General features: G+C 42.6%; 17 protein-coding genes. 4 read left to right on the plus strand and 13 right to left on the minus strand.

The features are described from left to right. Window positions 1–202: 202 nt before the first annotated feature. Window positions 203–1,189, minus strand: coding sequence for a tyrosine-type recombinase/integrase (locus AACU25_RS36355; RefSeq protein WP_096585514.1), 987 nt, complete (start codon window positions 1,187–1,189; stop codon window positions 203–205). 439 nt (window positions 1,190–1,628) lie between these two features. Between AACU25_RS36355 and AACU25_RS36360 the strand changes: the two genes are divergently transcribed. Continuing rightward, window positions 1,629–2,204 (plus strand): hypothetical protein, encoded by a 576-nt coding sequence (locus tag AACU25_RS36360; RefSeq protein ID WP_096585516.1) that lies wholly within the window; start codon window positions 1,629–1,631, stop codon window positions 2,202–2,204. A gap of 121 nt (window positions 2,205–2,325) precedes the next feature. Here AACU25_RS36360 and AACU25_RS36365 read toward each other — a convergent pair whose 3' ends face one another. The 11 genes from AACU25_RS36365 to AACU25_RS36415 all read right to left on the minus strand — a co-directional run bounded on the left by AACU25_RS36365 (window position 2,326) and on the right by AACU25_RS36415 (window position 15,497). Further along, window positions 2,326–3,198 carry a formylglycine-generating enzyme family protein gene (locus AACU25_RS36365; RefSeq protein WP_096585518.1) on the minus strand — a complete coding sequence of 291 codons (873 nt, stop codon included), beginning with the start codon at window positions 3,196–3,198 and terminating at the stop codon, window positions 2,326–2,328. A gap of 151 nt (window positions 3,199–3,349) precedes the next feature. Then, the gene (locus tag AACU25_RS36370; protein ID WP_096585523.1) at window positions 3,350–6,361 is read right to left on the minus strand and encodes an SAV_2336 N-terminal domain-related protein; all 3,012 of its coding nucleotides are present in this window, start codon (window positions 6,359–6,361) and stop codon (window positions 3,350–3,352) included. Next, window positions 6,358–7,377, minus strand: a complete 1,020-nt coding sequence (locus tag AACU25_RS36375) for an AAA family ATPase (protein ID WP_096585526.1) — start codon at window positions 7,375–7,377, stop codon at window positions 6,358–6,360. The genes AACU25_RS36370 and AACU25_RS36375 overlap by 4 nt, the downstream gene beginning before the upstream one ends. Before the next feature lie 8 nt (window positions 7,378–7,385). Beyond that, window positions 7,386–8,864, minus strand: coding sequence for a VMAP-C domain-containing protein (locus AACU25_RS36380; protein WP_096585528.1), 1,479 nt, complete (start codon window positions 8,862–8,864; stop codon window positions 7,386–7,388). A 3-nt stretch (window positions 8,865–8,867) separates the two neighbouring features. Beyond that, window positions 8,868–9,947: a trypsin-like peptidase domain-containing protein gene (locus tag AACU25_RS36385; RefSeq protein ID WP_096585531.1), complete on the minus strand. Its 1,080-nt coding sequence runs from the start codon at window positions 9,945–9,947 to the stop codon at window positions 8,868–8,870. 501 nt (window positions 9,948–10,448) lie between these two features. Next, on the minus strand, window positions 10,449–12,497 hold the full coding sequence (locus AACU25_RS36390; protein ID WP_096585534.1) for a type IV secretory system conjugative DNA transfer family protein: 2,049 nt from the start codon (window positions 12,495–12,497) through the stop codon (window positions 10,449–10,451). Beyond that, on the minus strand, window positions 12,494–13,036 hold the full coding sequence (locus AACU25_RS36395) for a hypothetical protein (RefSeq protein ID WP_096585537.1): 543 nt from the start codon (window positions 13,034–13,036) through the stop codon (window positions 12,494–12,496). Before AACU25_RS36395 ends, AACU25_RS36390 begins: the two co-directional genes overlap by 4 nt. A gap of 16 nt (window positions 13,037–13,052) precedes the next feature. Beyond that, window positions 13,053–13,772, minus strand: a complete 720-nt coding sequence (locus AACU25_RS36400) for a hypothetical protein (RefSeq protein WP_096585575.1) — start codon at window positions 13,770–13,772, stop codon at window positions 13,053–13,055. 116 nt (window positions 13,773–13,888) lie between these two features. Next, on the minus strand, window positions 13,889–14,083 hold the full coding sequence (locus AACU25_RS36405) for a hypothetical protein (RefSeq protein WP_096585540.1): 195 nt from the start codon (window positions 14,081–14,083) through the stop codon (window positions 13,889–13,891). Then, window positions 14,080–14,421: a hypothetical protein gene (locus AACU25_RS36410; protein WP_321206835.1), complete on the minus strand. Its 342-nt coding sequence runs from the start codon at window positions 14,419–14,421 to the stop codon at window positions 14,080–14,082. Before AACU25_RS36410 ends, AACU25_RS36405 begins: the two co-directional genes overlap by 4 nt. Beyond that, window positions 14,421–15,497, minus strand: coding sequence for a ParM/StbA family protein (locus tag AACU25_RS36415; protein ID WP_096585546.1), 1,077 nt, complete (start codon window positions 15,495–15,497; stop codon window positions 14,421–14,423). Before AACU25_RS36415 ends, AACU25_RS36410 begins: the two co-directional genes overlap by 1 nt. 229 nt (window positions 15,498–15,726) lie before the next feature. Between AACU25_RS36415 and AACU25_RS36420 the strand changes: the two genes are divergently transcribed. Together AACU25_RS36420 and AACU25_RS36425 are read left to right on the plus strand one after the other, a co-directional pair. Further along, window positions 15,727–15,933 carry a plasmid partition protein ParG gene (locus AACU25_RS36420; protein WP_096585548.1) on the plus strand — a complete coding sequence of 69 codons (207 nt, stop codon included), beginning with the start codon at window positions 15,727–15,729 and terminating at the stop codon, window positions 15,931–15,933. A 336-nt stretch (window positions 15,934–16,269) separates the two neighbouring features. Beyond that, window positions 16,270–18,126 (plus strand): helix-turn-helix domain-containing protein, encoded by a 1,857-nt coding sequence (locus tag AACU25_RS36425; RefSeq protein ID WP_096585551.1) that lies wholly within the window; start codon window positions 16,270–16,272, stop codon window positions 18,124–18,126. Between the two features lie 99 nt (window positions 18,127–18,225). On the opposite strand, the gene AACU25_RS36430 is transcribed toward AACU25_RS36425, so the two are convergent. Then, the gene (locus AACU25_RS36430; RefSeq protein ID WP_190445934.1) at window positions 18,226–18,381 is read right to left on the minus strand and encodes a hypothetical protein; all 156 of its coding nucleotides are present in this window, start codon (window positions 18,379–18,381) and stop codon (window positions 18,226–18,228) included. Between the two features lie 283 nt (window positions 18,382–18,664). Between AACU25_RS36430 and AACU25_RS36435 the strand changes: the two genes are divergently transcribed. Next, complete coding sequence (locus AACU25_RS36435; RefSeq protein ID WP_096585554.1) at window positions 18,665–22,459, plus strand: DUF3854 domain-containing protein; 3,795 nt, start codon at window positions 18,665–18,667, stop codon at window positions 22,457–22,459. Window positions 22,460–22,463: the final 4 nt, after the last annotated feature.

The raw sequence follows: 22,463 nt of genomic DNA on the forward strand, positions 1-22,463 counted from the left end.
CCTGCGTTCGCTATTGCTTTGGCTTAATCTAACCTCTACTTGAAAATACCGTCATCAGCAAATTATCGGAAGCTAAAAAAGCTTGAGCAGCTGATTCTGCCAGTCTTCGGTAATCTCAAGATGCTTACACCCGATTAACGCCCTTTCTGTGCTGATATCGTCATATATCCACGCTCAATGTTTGAGCCATTTATTGTGATTTTTATTGCCGCTTTTTCCCCACACGGGCTGCTAACTTATTAGTTAACTCCAGTTGATACTGATTTTTATTGTCCTCATAAACCAAAATTGTCCTGGGGTCAGCATGACGACTTAGATGCTGCACCTTTCGGTAATCTCCCTGTGCCAAATCCAGCGCATCAGTAATCCCAGAATGCCGAATCTTATGGGGAGTCATCCGCTTAGAGATCCCAGCTTTTTCACAGGTTCTTCTCACAATTGCATATATCCCATCCCCAGTCAGCTGATGCCCATAATTATGAAAATCCAAAGCAATAAACAAAGGGTCACTGGGTTTAATATTTCTACGACAACCCAGCCAGTCACTAATCGCTTCTGCAACATAGGGGTTTAAGTCAATTCTAGTCAAGTCATTCCCCTTACCCTTACCGTAAACAGTTAATGTATTTTCGTGGTAATCAAAATTCCCCACAGTTAACTGAGCCATCTCCCCCCGCCGCAGAACATTTGCCCACAGCAGCAAAAACAAGGCATAATCCCGCTTACCTTTAGCACAGCCAATATCAATGACATCAAATACTTTATTGTATTCATCCACAGAAACACCCCGCGTATCCCGGTATTTCGTCACCTTCAAAGACTCAATCCGGTCACTATCAAAGTGATAGTGGCAGTGCTTCAAGTTCCGTCCCACCTTAATTAAATACTTAATCGCCGCCAAATAACGGTTAATCGTCGCCGCCTTTCGACCTTCGGCCACCAAATGATTCTTAAACTTGAGGATTAATCCGTTAGCCGTCTGCTCATCTAACCCCCAAAACTCTTCTACATCTTTCTGATTCGGCTCCCTAAGCAGAAAATACTGAAAAAATATCTTGATATTGCCAGCATACCCCCGCTGAGTAGTTTTAGCTTTCTGCTGCAACTCCGCCAAAAAATCATTTGACGCTTGCATCTGGGCAGCCACAGACGTAATAGAACTTTCAGTATAAGCACTTAACTGATTCATTTTTGCCGTTAATGACAATGCAGATTTTCGTTAACGTCTTATATCATTGCATACATTACTTGCGTCTAATCCACATATTCCCTTCATTGTGGATACACAAGCAGTTTTGGCTCGGTTTCAAGAAGGGCTTGAGTTGAGATTTTTGGCTTCTGCGTAATAAACGTAGCTATTTGTACAAGTTAGCAGGCTGAATAGTAAGAAGTTTTAGTTGATTTAGTAATTAATACAACAGTTTTATCAGGCGGAGGTACTTAATCGCTTGTATGGACTTTGACAGGAAAAAATGTTTCTAGGGTAGTCTCCACCCAAGAGGTACAGTGTCTACACGCTGGGTATAAACGGGTGTAGAAATGTTGAAAGTAAACACAAATCAAGTTTGTGGGCGCACATGTCGGTTCGCGGTAAACTGTCTGTACTAGGGTATATATGTGGTGTATATATGGCTAACACAGAACGCGAATCAATTAATTTCAAGCTCCCCAAAACCCTGACTAAGGCACTTCGCGCTGCTGCACGAGAACGTAAGACCACTGCTACTGACCTAGTTATTCAAGGTTTGTATCATGTCCTGGGGCCAACCCCAGGTACAGAAATAAGTCTAGAAACTCGTTTACACCAACTCGAAACCCAATTTAACCAATTCGCCAATCGACAAGATACTCGACAAGAATTGGGTGCAGACGATAATTCCCAACAGAGACTTTCACTGTTGGAACAGAAGACTGAAGCAATTGCGACTAGATTAGCACAACTAGAAGGAGCGATCTCTTTACTCAACCAGCGCTCGGTTACTACTTCTAAGCGGCAGTCTTATAACTACCATCCACCCCAGCAACAACTGCAAGCCTATACGGGAGAAAATTTAGCTAAAAGGTTAGGTCTTTCTTTAGCAACTCTGGAGCTTGAACAAAGTACCCAAACTCCTAAAGATTTTGAAAGGTGGTCTAGGTCAAGAGATCCTAGTTCTATTGGCTGGCGCAGGAGTGACAATGGACTCTACCACCCCATTAAATAATTTTTGTTAATTGTAGAGTTGAGCAACTGTTCGGGTTACACCTACCAAGCTACCCAACTCGGTTTGATTTTTTGATATCATCACTGACATCACAGGTGCAGGCTGGACTCTTCGGTTGCACTCAAGGGCAGATTCCCACTTGCCGACTCTCGCGGTGAAGAGTACTCCCGAACGCGCAGACAACACGAAACCCATCATCGTCGTAGATGAAGGCGCGCTCCGCCCCATTGTTGCTGTCGCGGGACGCGGAACGGCAGAGCATAGGATTGACGTTCCAGGAACCGCCCCGCAGCACGGCTCTTCCTTTTTTTTGAGAAATATTATCATTATTATCATGAAACCATGCTCTGCCATCTGTCGGAGCTCCTTCATAGTTATCGTGCCAATCGTCTAGACACCATTCCCATACATTACCGTGCATATCGTATAACCCAAAGGTATTTGCTACTCCAAAGCTTCCCACTTCCGTTGTTTGTTCTCGGTATGTTCCTTTCACACCTGCGCCATAAGTGTAGTTAGCATTATAATTTGCCAGTTCTGATGTGATTGTTTCGCCAAAATGAAATGGGGTCGTAGTTCCGGCTCTACAGGCATATTCCCATTCTGCTTCGCTGGGCAGACGGTATTGTCTTTTTGTATGGGAGGATAAGCGATCGCAAAACTCAACCGCATCGTACCAAGACACTCGCTCAACGGGGCGATTTGCACCTTTAAAATTAGATGGGTCTGGGTCAAATTCTCGGTTAACTTGCGACATAGCGGCTACTGCTCGCCACTGTGCTTGAGTGACTGGATATTTGCCCATGCAAAATTCGTTAATGTTTACTCTATGCTGAGGGCTTTCTGAATTACTACGTTCTAGTTCATCTTCTGGTGAACCCATCACAAAACTGCCAGCAGGAATCAGCACCATCTCTAGCTCAATTCCTTTACCCAAGTTTTCTACATAGTATTGGGCTGTCTTTTGTGTTCGATTTATAACTATTTTTGGCATTTACTACCACTTGCTTTACTTTCTTGCATAATTGTAAGTTTGGGCGCTTCCCAGACTTAAATTTGAAAGAAATTTAGATCGCTTCGCTACGCTAACAAAGGGAAAAAAAGAACAACTGTAAAGGGCAAAAGGACTACAGTATAAAGGGCTACTAAAAAATACTCTCGAACGCGCAGACCACACGAAACCCAAAATTGTTGCTGAGGTCGACGCGCCCCGCCCTAGCGTTGAGGTTGCGAGACGCGGAACGGCAGAGTCTAGGATAGTAGAGCCAGGAACCGCCACGCAGCACGGCATTCCCTTGTTTTTGATAAAGGTTATAATTATCATTATCAAACCATGCTCTGCCATCTTTTGGCGCTCCTTCATAGTTATCGTGCCAATCGTCTAGACACCATTCCCATACGTTTCCGTGCATATCGTATAGCCCAAAGGCGTTTGCTACTCCAAAACTGCCTACATCCGTTGTTTGGTTTCGGGATGTTCCTGTCATACCTGCGCCATAAATGTAGTTAGCATCATAGTTAGCTAAATCTGATGTAATTGTTTCTCCAAAATGGAATGGTGTTGTTGTACCAGCCTTACACGCATATTCCCATTCTGCTTCGCTGGGTAGGCGGTATTGTCTTTTTGTATCGGAAGATAAGCGATCGCAAAATTCCACCGCATCGTACCAAGACACTCGCTCTACTGGTCGATTTGCACCTTTAAATTTCGAGGGGTTTGGGTCAAGTTTTCGGTTTACCCGCGGTAGTGCTGCTACTGCTTGCCACTGTGCTTGGGTGACTGGATATTTACCCATACAAAATTGCTGAATGTTCACTAAATGCTGAGGGCTTTCTGAGTTACTACGCTCTAGTTCATCTTTTGGTGAACCCATCGTAAAACTGCCAGCAGGAATCAGCACCATCTCTAGCTCAATTCCTTTACCCAAGTTTTCGATAAAATACTGAGATTGCACACGACGACGGTTGACTGCCAATTCTGTTTTTCGTCTGATGAAACCTGATTGTTTTGGTTCAATAGTAGCTACTTCAAATTCAAAGGATTGAAGATTAACAGTTGGCTCACCTTCAAAAGTGATGGTTGCGATTTCAAATGCAAAAACTTGGACTTTTGGTACTATTACACCATTTATAAACTTACCTCTAAAATCTATTCTGCCTTCATTGGGATAATTCAACCATCCCTCAAATAACTTACCTGTCTGCTTGCTTTCCCAAAAATAACTATTTTCACTATCTACTTTAAAAGTGATCCTAGCAGCAGTTTGATTATCATCAAAGCTCCAAGACAGCGTTTGTTCTTCAACTTTTAAATTTTGAATTACCTCCAAACCAAAGCGAGAACGGAACTGTACTTCACCTTGGGAAAAAATTAATAAATGTTCTGGTTCTGATTCTTGTTGCCAAGTTCCATTTGCTCCACCCCATTTGACTGCACAAGCGTATTCTCCAGCATATTCCTGCAAAAATTGACTTAGCTCAAGTTTTACAGCCTCAAGTGCATAATTTCCTCCCAATTGTCGAAGAACTTGAGCTTTGAGTTTTGCAAAGGGACGCAGTTTGGATGCTAGAGCATCATTGTTATGTGTAATTAACTGCGCGTCAAATTCTTTTATTGATATTCCTAGTCGTTTAGCAATAAATTCAGATACTTTAGCAATAACTAAATCAATAACTGAAATTTGTTTATTAGGCGGAACAAAATCTCTTAATAATTCTCTAACACCATCAACAAACTCGTAGGTAACATACTCAGTATCATCTTGATAAGAAACTGGCAAACGTTTCAGCAGTCGGCTCATAAACACTTCTGCCACATGAATTTCTCTTGCATCTGGCAACAAGGTTTCTCGAATTAGGTTTACTATCGATATACTCACAGGAACTGCTGCCATTAATCCTGCTAAACGTCTAGCTTGTAGAGAAGCATTAGCGCGAAACAAATTGACTAAATCATAAGGAGATTGCTCTGGTATGCTGGGCGAGTAATTTTCAGTAGAGTTTTTTGTTTGTTGATGAGAATAAACAGAATAGAATTTAAATCCTGCTGTTGAGATATTTCCTTGACCTGCTATAACCTTTGACCACCTAAGTAAAGGTTCTGGTTCTATGGTAATGATAGGAATAGAAGTTAAGTTTTTTATAATTTCTAATTTATTTTTATTGTTTTCATTTGAAAAATCATCAATATCATCTTCATCCCATAATTGTGCAATTAATTGGGAATTGCAGCCTCCAGGAGCGAAAGCGGAGAGTAAAACAGGAATTTCATAAACTAAAGCTGTTCTATCCCAAAATCTTTCTGGAAGTAACTGAAGAATAGTAATTAAACCACATTTTCCCCATAACTCTAGAACTGGATGAATTAGTTGTTTTCGCCAAATTGGAGAAATACAATCAGTTACCAAAAGAATTAAACGCCTGCCTTTGGGGTCAATTAATATATTTGGTTTATAGGGGGTATATTCATTAAATCCTGTACTATTTTCAGCAAATAATTGTATTTTTGTTTCATCTGAAGTTTCTGCGCTTTTTAATTTCCAAGTCCGCACATCCCGAAAAGCACCATGATGCTTGAGAAGTAGTTGAAATTCTATAATTGTTTGTTTCCAAATCTCAGTGATGCTAGTTTCTTCTACTACTAAAGCTAACTCTAACCATCTTTCTGGAGTGCCTTTGAGAACTGGAATGCCAATTTCATCTTCTCCAAAGCGTTGAACTGTAGCTTCTTCGTCCAATATCTTTTCTGTAGAAGATGGTACTTTCCGCGTAAGAGGACGAAGCGCACGTCCTAAAGCCAGGGAATTTCTCAGTGCTGCGGCTGCGGGTATTTTGATGGGAATCGCTTCTGCGTTTTCTTTGGTGCTTGGCTTTTGCGTTGGAGGCGGAGGAAGAACAACTGGGGCTGTTGGTTCTTGAGTTCTTAGAGTTTCTGGAGTTTCTGGAGTTTCGGTAACTTTAGACTTAAAAGTATCTACATGTTTATTTGGGGTGTCTGGTTTTGGTGCAGGTAATGGTGTTGATAGCTCTGGTATTTTCTGAGGTAACGGTGCTGAAGATTGTTCTATATGAACTGCCAACCAGAAAATGTCTGCTAATTCTCTTGCAGTTAGGTCGTACCCAGCTTGTTGTAGAATAGCGATTGCCCGCTCTATCATAGTCCATCTCTACTATTTAAGTAGCGCAGCAAATGTTCTACTAACTTTGTTTTTGAGTCTTTATCTTTAACTTTCTCCTGATTATCAACAGATTCAAGCATGGGGGAATCAGGTTTATTAGCTGTATTGGTTAATAGATAAATAGCATTGAGTAATTGGTCTGTAGCTAAATCCCCTTGATCTCGTCGCTTGAGAAACTGCTCAATCAGTTTCTCTGCTTGTCCAATAATATCATTGCCTAAATGGGCTTTGACAATCTTATCTAATTCCTGACGGCTTGGTTGTGGTAAATCTAACCTCAAACAACGTCGTAAAAAAGCAGGGGGAAATTCTCGTTCGCCATTACTTGTGAGGATGACAAAGGGAAATTCTTCACATTTAACTTTGCCTTTAACAATGGTTGCAGTTTGATTGTCATAAGTTTTAACGATAATGTTATTTAATTGATTTTTATCGTCTTTATCATCTACGTTGGCTATTCTGGCTAATTCGGGGATATCAAATTCTCCTTCTTCAAAAATATTCAACAAATCATTAGGTAAATCAATATCGCTTTTATCCATTTCATCAATTAATAATACCCTGGGTTTTTTGAATTTTGAAGAAAATAAGGCTGTTCCCAAAGAACCCAATTGAATATATTTACCAATCTCTGCTAAATTATCTTTCTCATTAGCTTTGGCATCTTGTAACCGACCAATAGCATCATAACTATACAACCCTTGCTGTAGAGTTGAGCGAGTAGTAATATTCCAACGTAACACTTCCCCTAAATTTAATTCCTTAGCTACTGCATAAGCTAAAGAAGTTTTTCCGGTGCCCGGTTTTCCCGTTACCAATAAAGGACGACGTAGATACAATGCTGCATTTACTAGTTCTATTTCTTCTCCCCTAGCTTGGTAATTAGAACCTCGTTCTTGTTTATCGAATTTTCGCCAACTAGGAGGTTCAGGAAGTTTTGTGATGCCATCATGAGGATGTTCTGGGGTTCCTTTAAATATTTTCCAAGATGTCATAACTGATATTAATGTAAAACTTCTGGTAGTGATGCAGGTAAAACTTCTGGCGGCAAGATATTTGGATTGTCCCATAATAGGGTTATATGTTCTCCGATATGGTTTTCCTCCTTAAAGGCAACTATACGCTTCTCTTTTACCTTATTCGGTAATTGTGCAATTAAACACTCTTGTAAAATTGCTTCAAAATCAGTTAGTAAATTTGAATTATTCAATTCATTTCTTAACCATAAAGCCACTGGAGTGCCAGTTTGATCAATAACCTTCAAAATATCCTTAGAAGGAAGTTTAAATAATTTTAATCCAATAGCATTATCTGATTGTAATTCAGTAAAAATTTCTTGCCAGTTATCTCCTGACATAAAATAAGGAAAACAGAATTCTTCCCCTCTGCTGTTGAGATTTACCCACTTCTCTTGCCAACGTATAATTTTTTCATCTCGCTCCTTTTTCTTCAATAATTTTTTTATACGTTGATAAGAACGAATACTAACGGTATAATTTACACCAATTGGAATTGGTAATTCATCATCCTCATCTTCATCATCTGCATTTTTTTGTGGAATAAAAGCATCGATTGCTTGGTTAAATAGCTCATGAGGTAAGAAAAATTCGATTGTTTTGGGTAATTTTCCTAGTTGATGAATGCTTTGTTGAATAAAATAGCTCAATAAACTGGGTATTTCTTTAAAATAGAACTTTTCTTTGGTTTGATATGAAATTTCCAAGGATTTATGACTGATATTTGGAATTAACCACGATTTTATAATATAAAGATTATTATCAGCTTGCTGAATACTGGGTTCTATTAAAATAATTAGATAAATATCTATATGTTTCTGTTTGTGTTGGCTATCTTGTTTAGTTTGCTTCAATAAATGATAAAACTGGGGATTATTATGCTGTCCCCATTGTTTTAATAGTTTAGCAATAGCAGTATTTTCACAAAGTTCTGAATTATTTAATAATAGAGCTACAAATTTAGTAATTGAATCGAGAGAATCTTCTTGGTGATAAATATCTTGAAGCGCCTGGTAAATGTCTTCAATATTCTCCGGTAACCAATCACTCGAATAACGAGGTACACAGATAGAGTATGACTGTTGTATTTGTGTAAAGTAGTCTAATTCTAAAGTTTTTAGAATTTTTTGTAATTCATAAATTGCTTGTTCTTCTTGTTCTTTTCTAATAAATTCCAGTAACCTATCGATATTTATTCTGACATCAGATCCCACATTTTCACTAATTAAGTTGAAAAATCCACAAAGAGCTGTTTGTCCGGAATCTGGCATTGTACCATAGGCATCTAGTTTAACTAAAACATTGATAATAATATTATTTAATGTATTATCCCACTGAATCTGATTTAATATAGATTGGTTTGTCCCAAATAATAGACTTAAATAACTTTTACAATCATTTTTATCTGTAAGATGCTGTTGCAGAAAGTTTAGCAATTCTTGCATTAATTTACCACTGATCGCCATTGCTTAATTACCCTGCAATTGTGCATAAATCTCTGGTGCATTTGTTTGCAAATCTTTCAACACAGCTATCATACTTGTACCCGCATTGCGTAAATATTTGCGCTGGGTACTTGGCTCTATTAACATTCCCCCACTATGATGAATTGCAACTACCTGAAAATCATCATCAAATACAGGCGAACCGGAAGAGCCGGGGAGTGTACTAGTAGTATATTGCACATCTTTAGTATCAGCATAGGCAACAAAGTTATTTTGGATGGAGATTTTTTTTAAATGTCCACCAGGATGCTGAATAATTGCTACTCGTTCATCTTGCCGTACTAGCTTGCTTTTAAGTTTTAAATGATTGCCAAAATCGGGAATATTATGAAGTGTTACAACTGTAAAATCTAAATCAGAATTTGTATAGAAATTTCCCTGAGGTAACGCATTGACTGTAATGATAGGACATTGATTACCATTTTTATCTAATTGATAATTGAAGGTATATTCAGCTTTTTCAGCTTCTTCTTGGCTGGCAATAACATGATTATTAGTCATCAATAAATCCGGTGCAATCATAAAACCTGTACCTGCTTCAGTACCTCCGTCCGATTTGGGAACTTTGATATGAACAACAGCTTTAGCTGCATCAAGCGCCATATCTAAAATATAAATGTGGCGTAATGTATCTTCACCGATAATTTTTTCTTTAATATCAGCCATATTATCAGTTCCTCGCCAACGATCAATTAAGCGGTTGGGAGTCGCTGGAGTATCAAGAGGATAGATTTGAAATAAATCTTGGATGAAAGAAGTATCTTCATCGCTAGTAGAGAATTGAATATAATTGAGGAAAACACCTAAAGCTTCTTTGCCATACGCCACCTGTCCAAAATTTGCAAAGAAGTGCACTACCTCAACCGCAACATTCTTCGGATTACCATCCAAATCTAATTGTGCCAAGATAATATTTGCTTTTGGTACACCTTCTAAAGCACCTGCAACTAAACGACGACGATCTCGCACATTAGCAAAGTCTGGTAAATTAGAGACTATTCTGATCAGGCGTTGAAAGTCAGGTTGGGATAATTGAACAGTCATATTTACGATTTATTTGCCGAAACAATCATATTTCTGCTTTAAATACATCATAAGTATCCTCTTTTTCGCATTTTCATGCAATATTCAGTAAATTGGCAAGTTTTTTATTCCCATAACATGGGGATACATCTGTGAATAGTAGAGCCAAGAAATCTCGTTATCTCAATCAGTTTGCTTTTGCTCTAACGTAAAAAATTCATTGTTGGCTAGCCAAGATTGGGTAACAAATTTATCAGCGTGTTTATTCTAACTGTAACTGCGATCGCAAAGCGCTGTCGCCAAAAGCCGATAGCTCATCATCGCAACACCCCGTATTCAAAATCAACTAAATCGTCGTTTGGATTTTGGTTAGTGCTTGAGTGAAGTGTTGGATTGCTGTTGGCTACTGTAATCTAGATATAGCAATGCTTTTGGGTATGTAGGTTGGTTTTGGATGTGTTGGGGAAAAGCGCATATATTCCCCAAAAAGTGCAATTTAGCCAACCCAACCAACAGTCCAACCTAATCGACTAATTTGTAACTATCTTCACCTGTACAAATGACTTTCTCCTTCTGCACAAATAGATTGAGTTCTTCACGGATTTGTGCTTCCGATATACCCTTGAATTTACTACCCGCATTCTGTTTAATTTGACGTGGAGTCTTTGCACCTTTCCCCTTGAGATAATCAACCAGTTTAATTTGAATCTCGCTTAGTTTAATATCTGAGCCAGCTTGATTATCATCACTAGCATTTTCATCAACCGGGTGATTAGTTCTTTGATTAAGCAAACTATTTATACTAGTTGTAGATAAATCAATATCGAATTCCAGCTTCAGTAGATTATCAAGATATTCCGGACTTACTGTATCCAGTTGAATTGCTGGTTTAATTCCTGGTTTATAATCGGTGATATCAGGCAGAATATCCAACTGCATGGGGTCAACTGAGATAAATATTAGCGGTTGTCCTAGTTCCTTAGATTGTGGCTTTAGCTCACTAAATCTTTCTTTTAATGAGGAACGCAGTACTGCATCTTCCACAATCTTGGCATTAGTTATCAGGTTGTACAGTACACCATAGCTGTCATTAACTGTGCCATCTGCTTCAACGTTGTAATTGCCTTGAGCAATGATGTAAAGGTTTTTTCTAATATTGGAATCCCCTATACCCAAGGCAGCTAAATTAAAAGATTGAGTGTCGATAATCAGGCAAACATTTAGTTCTCTACCGACTGTAATAATGGTGCTGATTTTCTTGAGGTAGGGCTGAAACCATGCTTCCAATTTTACTGTTTCGTAGATTGAATGCCAATCAGCCAAGATTAACCTGACTGGTTGATGCTCAAATTCATGGCGGCGGTGTTCCGGTACTCGACGGCGTTGATCGTAAGTGCTGTAAACTTGGTCAATGGCAGCCATCGCCAGTTGTGGTTCTAAAGGGTCAAATAAAAGTACCCGTCCTTTTTTGTCTAGCCCACAGAAGGAATCATTCTTTTGAGCGATCGCCCAAACATCAGCTTTGGGAAACCGTTGACTAAATTTGGTGAGCATATAGCTCTCCGTGACGCTCTTACCAGCACCAGTACCACCGACAATTAGGGTTGAGCGCTTGGCACCCAGTATGCGATTCAGCGGTTCCAAGGTGGGATTATTGCAGGAAGAAGCTGCTGGGATTATTGGTGTCAGCGGTTGGGAGGTGGATAAATCGCTATTTTCGCTATTTTGTTCATCTTGAGTATTTTCGCCTTCTAAACGTGCTTCTTTATTCCCCGAACCTTCTACCTTATCGCCGGGGTCAATTGTTCCCTGTAAAGTTTGGCTTCCTTGCAGATATGGGGTTTTCTGAGATTTGAGAAAGTTAATGTACTCCTGCTTCTGTTCCTCACTCATCCCAACAGTTTCTGCTGCAAACATCACATCGTTAGCTTCTATCTGGGTAATTTTGATTTCGGTTTCACCCAAAATTTCGGCTTTTTGGATGTCTACCGTGTGGTCGTTGGCAATCAGTTCTAACTCAGTCTGCAATTCTACCTGTTTAATCGCAACAGCGCGATAATCATCTAGTAATTCTGACTGTGCCTTGAGTTCAGCCTGTGCATAGCCCCGTTTCTCTGCTACAGTCTGGAAATTGGCTAGCTGGCGTTCTGTGTCCTGCAAGTGCCTGAGCATCCAACCAGCAGCGGCAAACCCAACGAATGCACCCATTGCCCACAGGGGTTTGTAGGGGTTAGTAGCTTTAACCAAACCCTTGGGTGAAATACTCCTATTGGGTACCACAACCGTAGGCATCCCGTCTTTCTGCCACTGCTGCCAATGCCATAAAGTCATGCGGTAAGGGCGATTGTGATTATCGGCACACCGTAGTCCTTGTTGGGGAGTGCGAATGCAAAAGTAAATGCGATCGCTCGCTTCCAAAGTCCAGGAAGCAGCTGCACAGGTTACGCCGATGGTGATGGAAACCCCAATGGCTGCAATCTTCCTATCAAAAGGCAGTTGTCCAAACCACTGCATGAAGCTGGACTGCTGTTGATGAGCTAATTGCTCATGTTGGGGGGTTAAGTAGCTCATCTTCTCGTTCTACTACCACTGGTAATGTAAATCACTAAAACAGCGATAACTACTGCAATCCCTACTCCCGTTAGCCAATTTGATTTGTTGGTAGATGGTGCATACATCTGTTGGATTTCGCTCTGTGCCACAGATTTAGATGTACTGGCTTCCCACCATTCGCCTACAGGTTCCGATAAAGAACACAGCAGGGCAAGGGAGGCACTACAGCCGGTCATGACATTGGTTAGTTGCCGTCCCTTCTCCCCTGCTGCCGTCGCGGTGAAGTACAAATGTGCTACACCTAACGCCAGCAGCAACCCCACGGGGTGAAATTGGAGCAGGTGGAAAGTAAAAATCACAGCGGAGTTAAGGGATGCCCCAGCCACAATCTCGCAGAGATTACCTGCCCGTCGAAATGTCCGTTCTCGGTTGTTTTCTGGTACGGGTGGGGGTTGCGTGTTGGGTTGTTGGGATTTTACCTGTTGTGGTTGTACCAACCCCCCAAATTGAAAGGGGCTGGCGTTAGTCGAAGTTTCTGGTTCTTTCCGTGCTAACATCCAACCGACTCCCCTTTTAGCGATTTCCTAGTCCATTCCAGAAATTAGTCCACCAATTTCCAAAGCCTTGAACTGTGCCACTAGCTGATACGGAACTGGCTGGTGTAGCACCAGCAGCAATTGATACTGGTATGGTTTCTGCTTGCTCTTGGTGGGGATTCAAAACCTTGGAGCCGTATCGGGCACGGGCAAGTAATTCCTGCCTTCTCGCCCTTAGCCCCTCCTGGATGGTTTGACGTTGTGCGCTTACTTGGTGGCGGCTTTCGATGGTAGATATCTTGTTTTCATGTCGCCACAGTTCCGCTTGCAAGTCTTGGTGTAGTTGTACCGCTATCTCAGTTAGTGCATTCTTCCGCTTTTGCTCAATTCGTAGTAAATCTGCCCTATCTTGAGCATCCACCTTCTGCATATCGGCATCAAATTCGGCATTGAGTTTCCTGATTTTGGCGATCGCGTTTGCCACTTTCGAGCCGAACTGTTTCCTGAGTTGAGTCCAAGTCACCTGTCCGTCTGCTAGCTTTTGCATCGCCTCAAAATATTTGGCGGCGTTTTCCAGGAAGGGGTCGAGGTACTGCGCGAGTTGGTCGGTGTTTTGCGCCATGTCAGCAAACTGCTCTAGCTTGCTGACATCAGACAGATAAGCCAGGATATCAGGGTCTACACCACCCCAAGCGAGAGATTTTTCGTCGATGTGGGAGCTATGCCCCATTACTGGGTTTTTGATGCCAAAATCCATAAATTCTCCACAGTCGCTTTTAAGAGCGTCAATTTGATTTGGTTTGAATCGTGGTTTTTCAAGAGTAAATTTAGACAAGACAATTGAAACAGCAGTTATGAGCCAAAGAAAGGATTTTAAGAGCGCCAACACTTGGAGCTTGTCTGCTGTAAGTAATTCAATAACTGGCTAACTGCGGTCTTTGCGTCGCCTAAGGTGACATCCACGGACGGGATATAGTCATCAACAATGGCTTTAAACTCAGCACTGGCAATGATTTCGCCCAACAACTGCTCAATTTTGTTGAGAAGAGCGATTTGGTCTATTGTCATGCTGCCTCCTCATATAAATCGCCTAAGTCTGCGTCAAATTCAAAGTTGTCTGGTTCTGGAAGTTCCTTCATTGTTGGCACATCCGTCGCCTGTTGGTTCAATCCAACAACTCTACTCCCAGGAACCCAACTCATCAGCCAACTAAACAATTTGGCGAATGGTATCTGTTTGGCCATCGACTGTGCCAGCTTGTGTTCGTAGATAATGGCGTTGGTCAGGGTGGTTAACTCAGCACTAGTAACTGCCGATGCTGGTTTGTCTAATACTCTAATAGCATGTGACTTGAGATATTCCTCAATATGTGGCTCTAGGCGCACTCGCTTATTCTCAGCCATCATTATTTCCCCCGCTGCATTCTTGCAAATGCCATCCGTTGCAAACCAATGGCATTAGCCCAACATCCCTCTGCTACTGGGGTAATGCCTTCTCGTTGCAGCATGGAGGCTACCCCTGGCATTTCCACACCACCACCCCAAGCGACAAAGCTTTGAGCAGCATCTCGCCATTCCTCAACTTCCTTCAAGGCTAGGCGCAGGCGGTCTGCTAACCAAGGTTTGAGATGACGAGCGTAAATATGGCGGAAGTTAAAATTGCGAGTGCCATATTGAAATGAATGCGATTCAATTCCTTGGCGAATAATTTCAATGCTGCCTGCTTTGCCCGTTCCCAGGAATTGAACCAATTCTGGATCTGCGGCGATTGCATCTAACAAATCAATACAACCACCGACTGCCAACACTTGGCGGTGGATAATGCTGCCACCTGGGGCGAAAACTGTGGGGATGACTGTGGATGTGCCAAAATCCACGGCGATGGCGTGGGCGCTGCGGTCAATTAATGGTTCTGGTTTAGCACAAACGCAGTAGGAGTAGGAGCCAGCGCCTTCGGGGACGACCAAACTTACGTTCAAATTGACCTGTGACACTGGCGTATTTTTGCCGTTGAAGCTAACTGTGTGACTGCCACTGGTTTTCTCGGTTAACAAATTTTTGAAAACTTTCACATTATGTATAGATAGCACTAAATGCAGGTTCCACTCTGGACGGTAGGGCAGGGTAGCCAACGCCCCAAGTAATGTGTGCAAGCCGTATTCAGCTTTTAGTGCGGGGTCGTCACTGAGTTTGATGTGGGTTGAAGGGGCTTTCCAGGCTGCGAGTGTACCAGTGAGAAATTCCCGCCCAACTAAATCCTGCCTGTCGCCTGAGTGGTAGAAGAAGTGTCCCCCTTCATTGGAGGTCAGGACATCGTGCAATTCTTCCTTTATTTCCAAGACTTTTGAGGGAGTACGGACTCTTGTTTGGGTTGTGCCATTGCCTAAGCAAAGCTTTTTTAGCCCAGCCCCAGAATCGTCTCCTACAGCTATTGCTGGGGTAGTTTGGGGTGTTTCAGCCAATTTCGGAAAAGGAGCAATCATGATTTATTTCTCCAAATATTGGGGATGAACGCGCTCAATCCTTTGTCAGAGTTGATTGAGGCAATTTTTTTGACAATAAAACTCTGTCACCCAAAATAGGCTGCTTTTGAGTCAGCGCAAGGTTTTTGGGCGTTTTCAGAATATGGTGGTAGTATAGCATCACTACTCGTTTACGCGTAAACGAGTAAACTTGAAAAAGCAAAACAGTAATATACGAGGATGAGCGTATATGAAACTTGAGGAACTAATGGCGAAACTACCGCCAAACATGACGGAACTGAGCAGCTATATCGACAAGGATTTGAAGCTGAGATTTAAGCTGGCTTGCACAGCAAAACAAAAAACTATGAGCGAAGTGATAACTGACCTTATAGAAGAATGGCTAGAAGAAAACGAAAACCCCTCGCCCGCCAAGAAAGAAAAGGGGGAAGCATGAACAATCATCTGCAATTGCAGATGCCCTTCAGACCCTGCTGTTTACTTTGTGATGCAGTATGAGCGCGGTTTTGTACATTGGTAAAACCATCAACCTTGCCCCTTGTGGGCGAGCGCATCACTTAGGAGATCAGATGGTGCCGCTGTAAGGGAGGATTAATGAGCGTCACTGAAGTTGATGCTTTAAGTCAAGTATTAACCGAGGCTGGTATTTTGTAATAGTGCATGAACGCCATGAGCAGTACTTATTACCAAGAATACTAACCAATGGACAAGTAAATTATTTTCCAGTCCGAAGGTGAATTGAATCCGCATTAGTTGGTCAGTCTTAGAGATTATGTTAGACCCAGATAATAAGGATTATTTCAAACTTCAAATAATCCGTCTGCTAGAAGAGTTTCTCTTAGAAAGAATTACCAAACTAGACCCTGATATAAGAGGAAAACAAAATATAAATAATGTACCTCTTGGAGTTGAGAACATCTTTTTAGAAAAGTATTTTAAAATTCCAGACGAATTCTGGGATTTGAAATATGAATGGCTACAGCAGGCTCATAAATTAGCTCATAATGAGAAAGAATTACAGAATTTTTTCAATTCAGAAATTAACCCATATCTGGATTTATTCAAAGACATAAAAATTGATAAAACCCTACTTGCATCTAGAAAAAATCCCTCAATATGCAAGCCAGACTCCAGTAAAAGTAAGGCCAATCAGAGTAATAAGGTTGGCGATACTGTATTCGTTATCGAAGATTCTTTAACTAAGTTATGTGCGCTCCGAGTTGCTGCTGAGTTAATACAGAAAATGGAATTGCATAAGCTCAGTTTGTCAACTCTAGAAAATTTATTAGGAGAGCCAACATTAGGAGAGCCAGCCACTGAACCCAAACTACCCGAAATTACAGGCTTACCCACTCCAGCACCTCTGAGGGCTGGTGTTGAGTCTCACTATCGTCCCGATAAATGGAAAAGAAATGCCAATAACCACGGTGTGTTTGAAGCGGCTTCTAAGACTAACCCCAACAATCGGGTAGAAGTTTTCATAGGTGGGGAAAAGGATGGTGATATTTTGGCATGGGAAGCAGCCCTCCAAGTTATCGATTTAATGGGAATTGATGCAGCCAAACTTCAGTTAGTTTTTGCTTCCCATCTTTTTAATCAACATAATCCTTTTCAATCTAATTTCATTTTAAAAGGTACAGAAGTTATTAAGCAAATAGGTTGGGATAAAAAACATCGTTTAACTGTATCTGAAAAACTCGCTGAACTTGCTAGCATCGCCTTTCATTTGGGACGAATGTTAATGGAATGCACCTGGGTTGAAGGCAAGCCGAAGGGCAATAAAGTTGATGTTAGTGTTAGTGTTTCTCCACTATGGGTAATCGAGGTAGATGCCAGAGGACAGAAGAATATATTTACAGGAAAGGTGGATGCTCCTTTGGAGGTTTACATCAATGTTAGTCCTGGGCCTTGGGCTGAAAAATGGCTAAATAGAATGGGAATAAAAGCTGGAATTGCGCTGCATCAATTTGGCTGGCTAGCCACAGAAATCTTGAAAATCGACCCCTACCATGAAGAACTGGCACTGAAACTGGCAATTCACCTCACAATGGTTAGCCGCATCAAAATGTGGGATAAAAACCAGTACGAACACAAAGTTGGCAGCCTGTTAGAAGCCGTAGAGCTTGAGTCCCGAATTAATGCAGCCCGTCAAGAAAAGCGAGAAGCCTATAATCTGAAGCAACGATGGGATAACTCTCTGACTTTATTAATGAGTATGAACTGGCGAGTTATCTTTGACGATTCCACCTACCCAGAATGGTTGAGACCTAATAGCCAAACCGAGAAACCTTCTGATTGGAGAAAAGAGAAAATTATTGACCGACTGTGGAAAGCCAAGTTGACGATTAAGCCGCCTGACCCTATCCCAGCACTGCTAGCTGCCAAGACTGAACCATTACAACTGAAGCCAGTCACACGCACCAAGTCAGAAGGTATCTTAACAGGGGCTGATATCCGAAAGCAAAGGGAAGCCAAAGGAGTCAGCCAAACAGCCTTGGCTGAGTGGGCAGGTAAAACCAAAGCTTGGCTGTGCATGGTGGAGAAGGGCAAACGAAAACTAGACCCGAAAGAAGCGCAAGAGCTTTGGGCGGGTATTGACTTTTTGGCGAATCAGTCAGACCAAGCGTGAATTTACCTTCCCCAAGATAATTTGGAATTGGCGATGTTAAAACCCTAGCCCAAGAGGGTTTCAGAATTTTCAATCAAGCAAGTTGCCCCCCATAGGGGGTTAACATCCTATGGGGTAAATAGTTAACAGTTTTGTTAACCAAAAAAAGTTGCTAAAAAAGGCTTCTAAAGTTTGCACGGCAATACTTTCAGCGGTTAACAGAAAACGCCCCATCGGGCGACCAAAACGCCCCATCGGGCGACCAAAACGCCCCATCGGGCGACCAGCTTTTTTTGAAACCCTTATTTAGCAATAGTTTCAGCCAGAGTTAACAGCTAGATCAATATTGATAAATATTGATGGGAGCGAAAAGTGCTTATTACAAAAGATGCTTTATTCGTGATTATTCCTATACTGGAATAGCCACCGTGAAGATTTCTATACAAAGTACAAGCTTATCTAACTGCTCAATTCAATCGCTTTCTCCCTCACCTTTCTCTCTTTTGTGCCCCATTCCTGGAGTATTGAGGTGTAATAGTGGCAGAAGGGGTGATGCTTCATGAACGACAACACCCCAAACCATTACCCAAATAACCTAACTCCTGCTGAGTACCACGAACTTGCCACCCTTAGCGCCATTCACCCTGCCCTCATTGAGCGCAATTTCATCCATCTCGCAGGAGAAGCAGTTTTCTCCTACCTGTTCATCTCCAATGCCATCCCCCGCAAAAACGCTGGTCGAGTCACAGATAGCTTCTTAAAGCAGTACCAACACGCGCAATTGGGAGGATTATGGATTAGCGGACTCGACCCCCAAAACAACTGGCTCCCGATGGAATGGGGGCGCTTAAAACCTTCCCAACCCAGAATTGACGCGGAAAAAGGTAAACCCGTCAAATACGAATCGCCACCCAAAACACCCAACCGTGTCACCTACTTCGATATCCCTGACTGTATTTGGGTAATGGTAGCGCGACGATACAATATCAAGTGGTATCATTCCCCCCTTGCCCTGCGCTTACAAGACAGGCTTAATCCACGGTTATTTTGGGAGTGGGTACAGCAAAACCCACAAATCCCCATAATTTTGTGTGAAGGGGAGAAGAAAGCTGCCTGTTTGCTAAGTCTTGGGTTTGTGGCGATCGCTCTCCCTGGTATCTGGAACGGACGGGTTGGTAAAAAAGATTTTGACGAACGCCTCCACCCAGACTTGCTGCCAATGGCACAACCAGGGCGCAAGTTTATCATCCTTTTCGACTATGAGGCGAAGCCCAAAACCCGCTGGTCAGTCTTTCAAGCCACCATACGTACTGGCAAAGCTATTGAGGCAGCAGGTAATATCTGCTCTGTAGCATTGCTACCAGGCCCAGAAAAAGGCGTAGATGATTTTGTTGTTGAGCGTAGTGAGTCAGCGCTGCGGGAGGGTTTCCCTCGTGTCGGCTCTGCGAACCCGAAGGGCGAAAAAGCCGACGAGTTACTGACTGCGATCATCGATGATGCCAAAAGCCTTCAAGATTACCAGCGCTCCTACTTCCAGAAACACCGGGGACTCAGCAGCAAATACAATCCACATATTACAGTAAATGTCAAGTATCTAACTCAAGCCATTTCAGTCCAGGGTGTAGAGGAAGATGAGATGGAGTCTTCCTTTATGAGCCATTCCCCCACAGTTGCAAAGTCCCCACACTCAAAGGAGAGTTTCAGCCCCCATAGGCCCATAGCCACCACTCCCGGAGGTGAGTCTAAGCCCCATAGCCACCACTCCCAGAGTTTCCTACTTCCCCAGTCTGGACTAGTTGTCTTGTGGAGTGACATGGGTACGGGTAAAACCGAACTCATGCGACAGTGGCGCATTGCACATCCTGACAAGCGGTTCCTCAATAACGGACATCGGGTTAATTTACTGAAAAACCTGGCAAAACGTCTCAACACCGAGATGTACTCTGACCTGGGTTATACAGGTTTAGCCAAAGCTACTGCCCTCAGCATCACCATCGACAGCTTGCACAAACTTAACACTCAAGCCCTCACCTATGGCTGCGTGTTTATCGATGAAGCTTGCCAATACCTCACCCACCTACTGCACAGCAAAACCTGCAAAGAATACCGGGCACAAATTTTAGAAATACTGGAATACATCGTGTATAATGCGCCCTTAGTCGTCATTGCCGACGCGCACATGGACGATGTGACAGTGGATTTCTTTCGCGCCATGCGTCCTGTGGGCGAAAAGCCTTTTATTATCAAAAACGAGTGGAAAAATGGCGCTCGCCCCATCTACTGGTATGAGGGAGATGATTCTTCTGCCCTAGTTGCCCAAATTTCGGCAGCACTGATGACGGGACAGAAAATCATGGTGGTTTCCGACTCCAAGCGCTTTATTAAAAAACTTGAGCAGTCGCTTTCTATGTCAGTGCATATGGAAGATTCTGCTTTCCAAGGGCAAGATGTTGCGTGTTGCTTGTTGTATGTTGGGGAAGAAAGCACAGCATCTCCCAAAACCCCAAACATTTCAGATAGCAGTTTAGGGGAAAGTACATCACCCATCACGGGAGAAACTAGAGTCAATAACTCCGCTATCCACAGAACCATCCCCCAGAACAATTCCCTGCCTTCGATACCTGCAATAGGCACTACACCCCAAAGTGACCCCACACCCTTAAAAATCTGGGCAATTCACTCGGAAAACTCCGGTAGTGAAGAAAATGTCGCCTTCATTAAAGACATAACTAACGCTGTAAATGGTCTAGATGCCCTTTTAACCTCTCCTAGCCTGGGTACGGGGGTGGATATACCTAATTATCATTTTGATGCCGTTTTTGGCGTTTTTCATGGGGTTTCCCAAACTGCTACTGAATGCGCCCAACAGCTTTATCGCTATCGCCCAATCGTACCGATTCATGTTTGGGTGGCAAAGCGCCCGCCTTTTGGCTACAAAGACACTAACGCCACCAAGATTAAGGAACACTTACTGCAAACTAATGAAATAACCGCTTTTCTGTTGCGAATTGACCGGGATTCTGGCTCTCGCGGTACTGAAAAAGACTGGGCATTAGATGCACACTGCCAAATCATGGCTGCTCGTCATCAATCAATCAACAACCTGCGTGCAGATCTGCGCGACTTGTTGAGTGAGATGGGAAATCAAATTATACCTATGGGTACTCAAGAAGATAAACTCACCCAGGAGTATCTCAAAAATGCCGCAAATGCTTTAGATACTGCTTATTGTGCAGCTGTGGCTCAAGCCAAAGATATCTCCAAGAGCGAATATCGTCAGCGTGCAAGCAAAGACTACCTCACACCGTCTGAAGTATTTGAATGTGAGAAATTTCGCATACTCGATGCTTATGGAATGCCCGTAACTCCTGCTCTGGTAGAAAAAGATAACGGTGGCAGATTATCTAAAGCGATCGCCCATTTAGAAGCAATCCTTCAAGAACCAGAAGGTACAATTGTGGATGCACGTACCGGAAGACAATACCCTTCCCCGCCAAGAATTGTGGCAGACAAAGATCTCTTTGAGCGATTCCACCTACCTTTGTGCATGGACTGGGGCAATTACTCGGCGCGGTGGTTGGCTAGGTTTAACTTGGGACTGCATGATATTCTCATACGCTTAGTAGCCGGAGAGGAAGTTACGGCTCATGACCCCGACTTGTTGAGAATGACCGAAAATGCCAAATACTGTGCGCCTCATATTAAAGCGATTTTGGGTTTCACAGTTCCTTCTAACTGCCAACCAATATGGCTGCTGGGGGTTCTGCTAGAACAACTGGGATTAAAATTGGTTGATCGTAAAGTTGGGCCACGGGGGAAACAGGTTAAACATTTCTCGCTATCTCCAGCGGAATTGGATTTTGCTAATGCGGTAATTGCCCACCGTGCCAGTAAACGTGCCCAAAAGGAAGAGCGAGCTAGACAAGCAGCTTTTGACCAACAGCGATATCAGGCGGCAATGCAGACCAGATATGGTGAGCAATGGGCTGAGGCGGTGCCAAAACGTGAAGCAACTACAAGCCCGAAAGGTGTTGAGGAGTCAAGCTGCTTGGTATCCACCCCCCCCCATAATGGTATAGGGATACCCCCATTGGCAGGGGTGGATACCAAAGTTGAGAGCATCGATTTTGGGGTTTTTGAGCCAGACGATGGAGAAAACACCCCCATAGAAACCTGTGTTGAATTATTAAGGGAGGGGATTAAGAATGGCGTTATGGCTGTAACAGCTATCCTCAGTAATTGGAGTGAAGAGCGGCGGTGGGGTGCAGTCCTGCTGCTTGAGGAAATTGCCGCTGCGGAACTACGTAGATTGGAACAAATAATACCGGACTTCTATGTGTGGTTGAGTTTGTAAGTAT

Source organism: Tolypothrix tenuis PCC 7101 (assembly GCF_963874875.1).
Taxonomy (GTDB): domain Bacteria; phylum Cyanobacteriota; class Cyanobacteriia; order Cyanobacteriales; family Nostocaceae; genus Aulosira; species Aulosira tenue.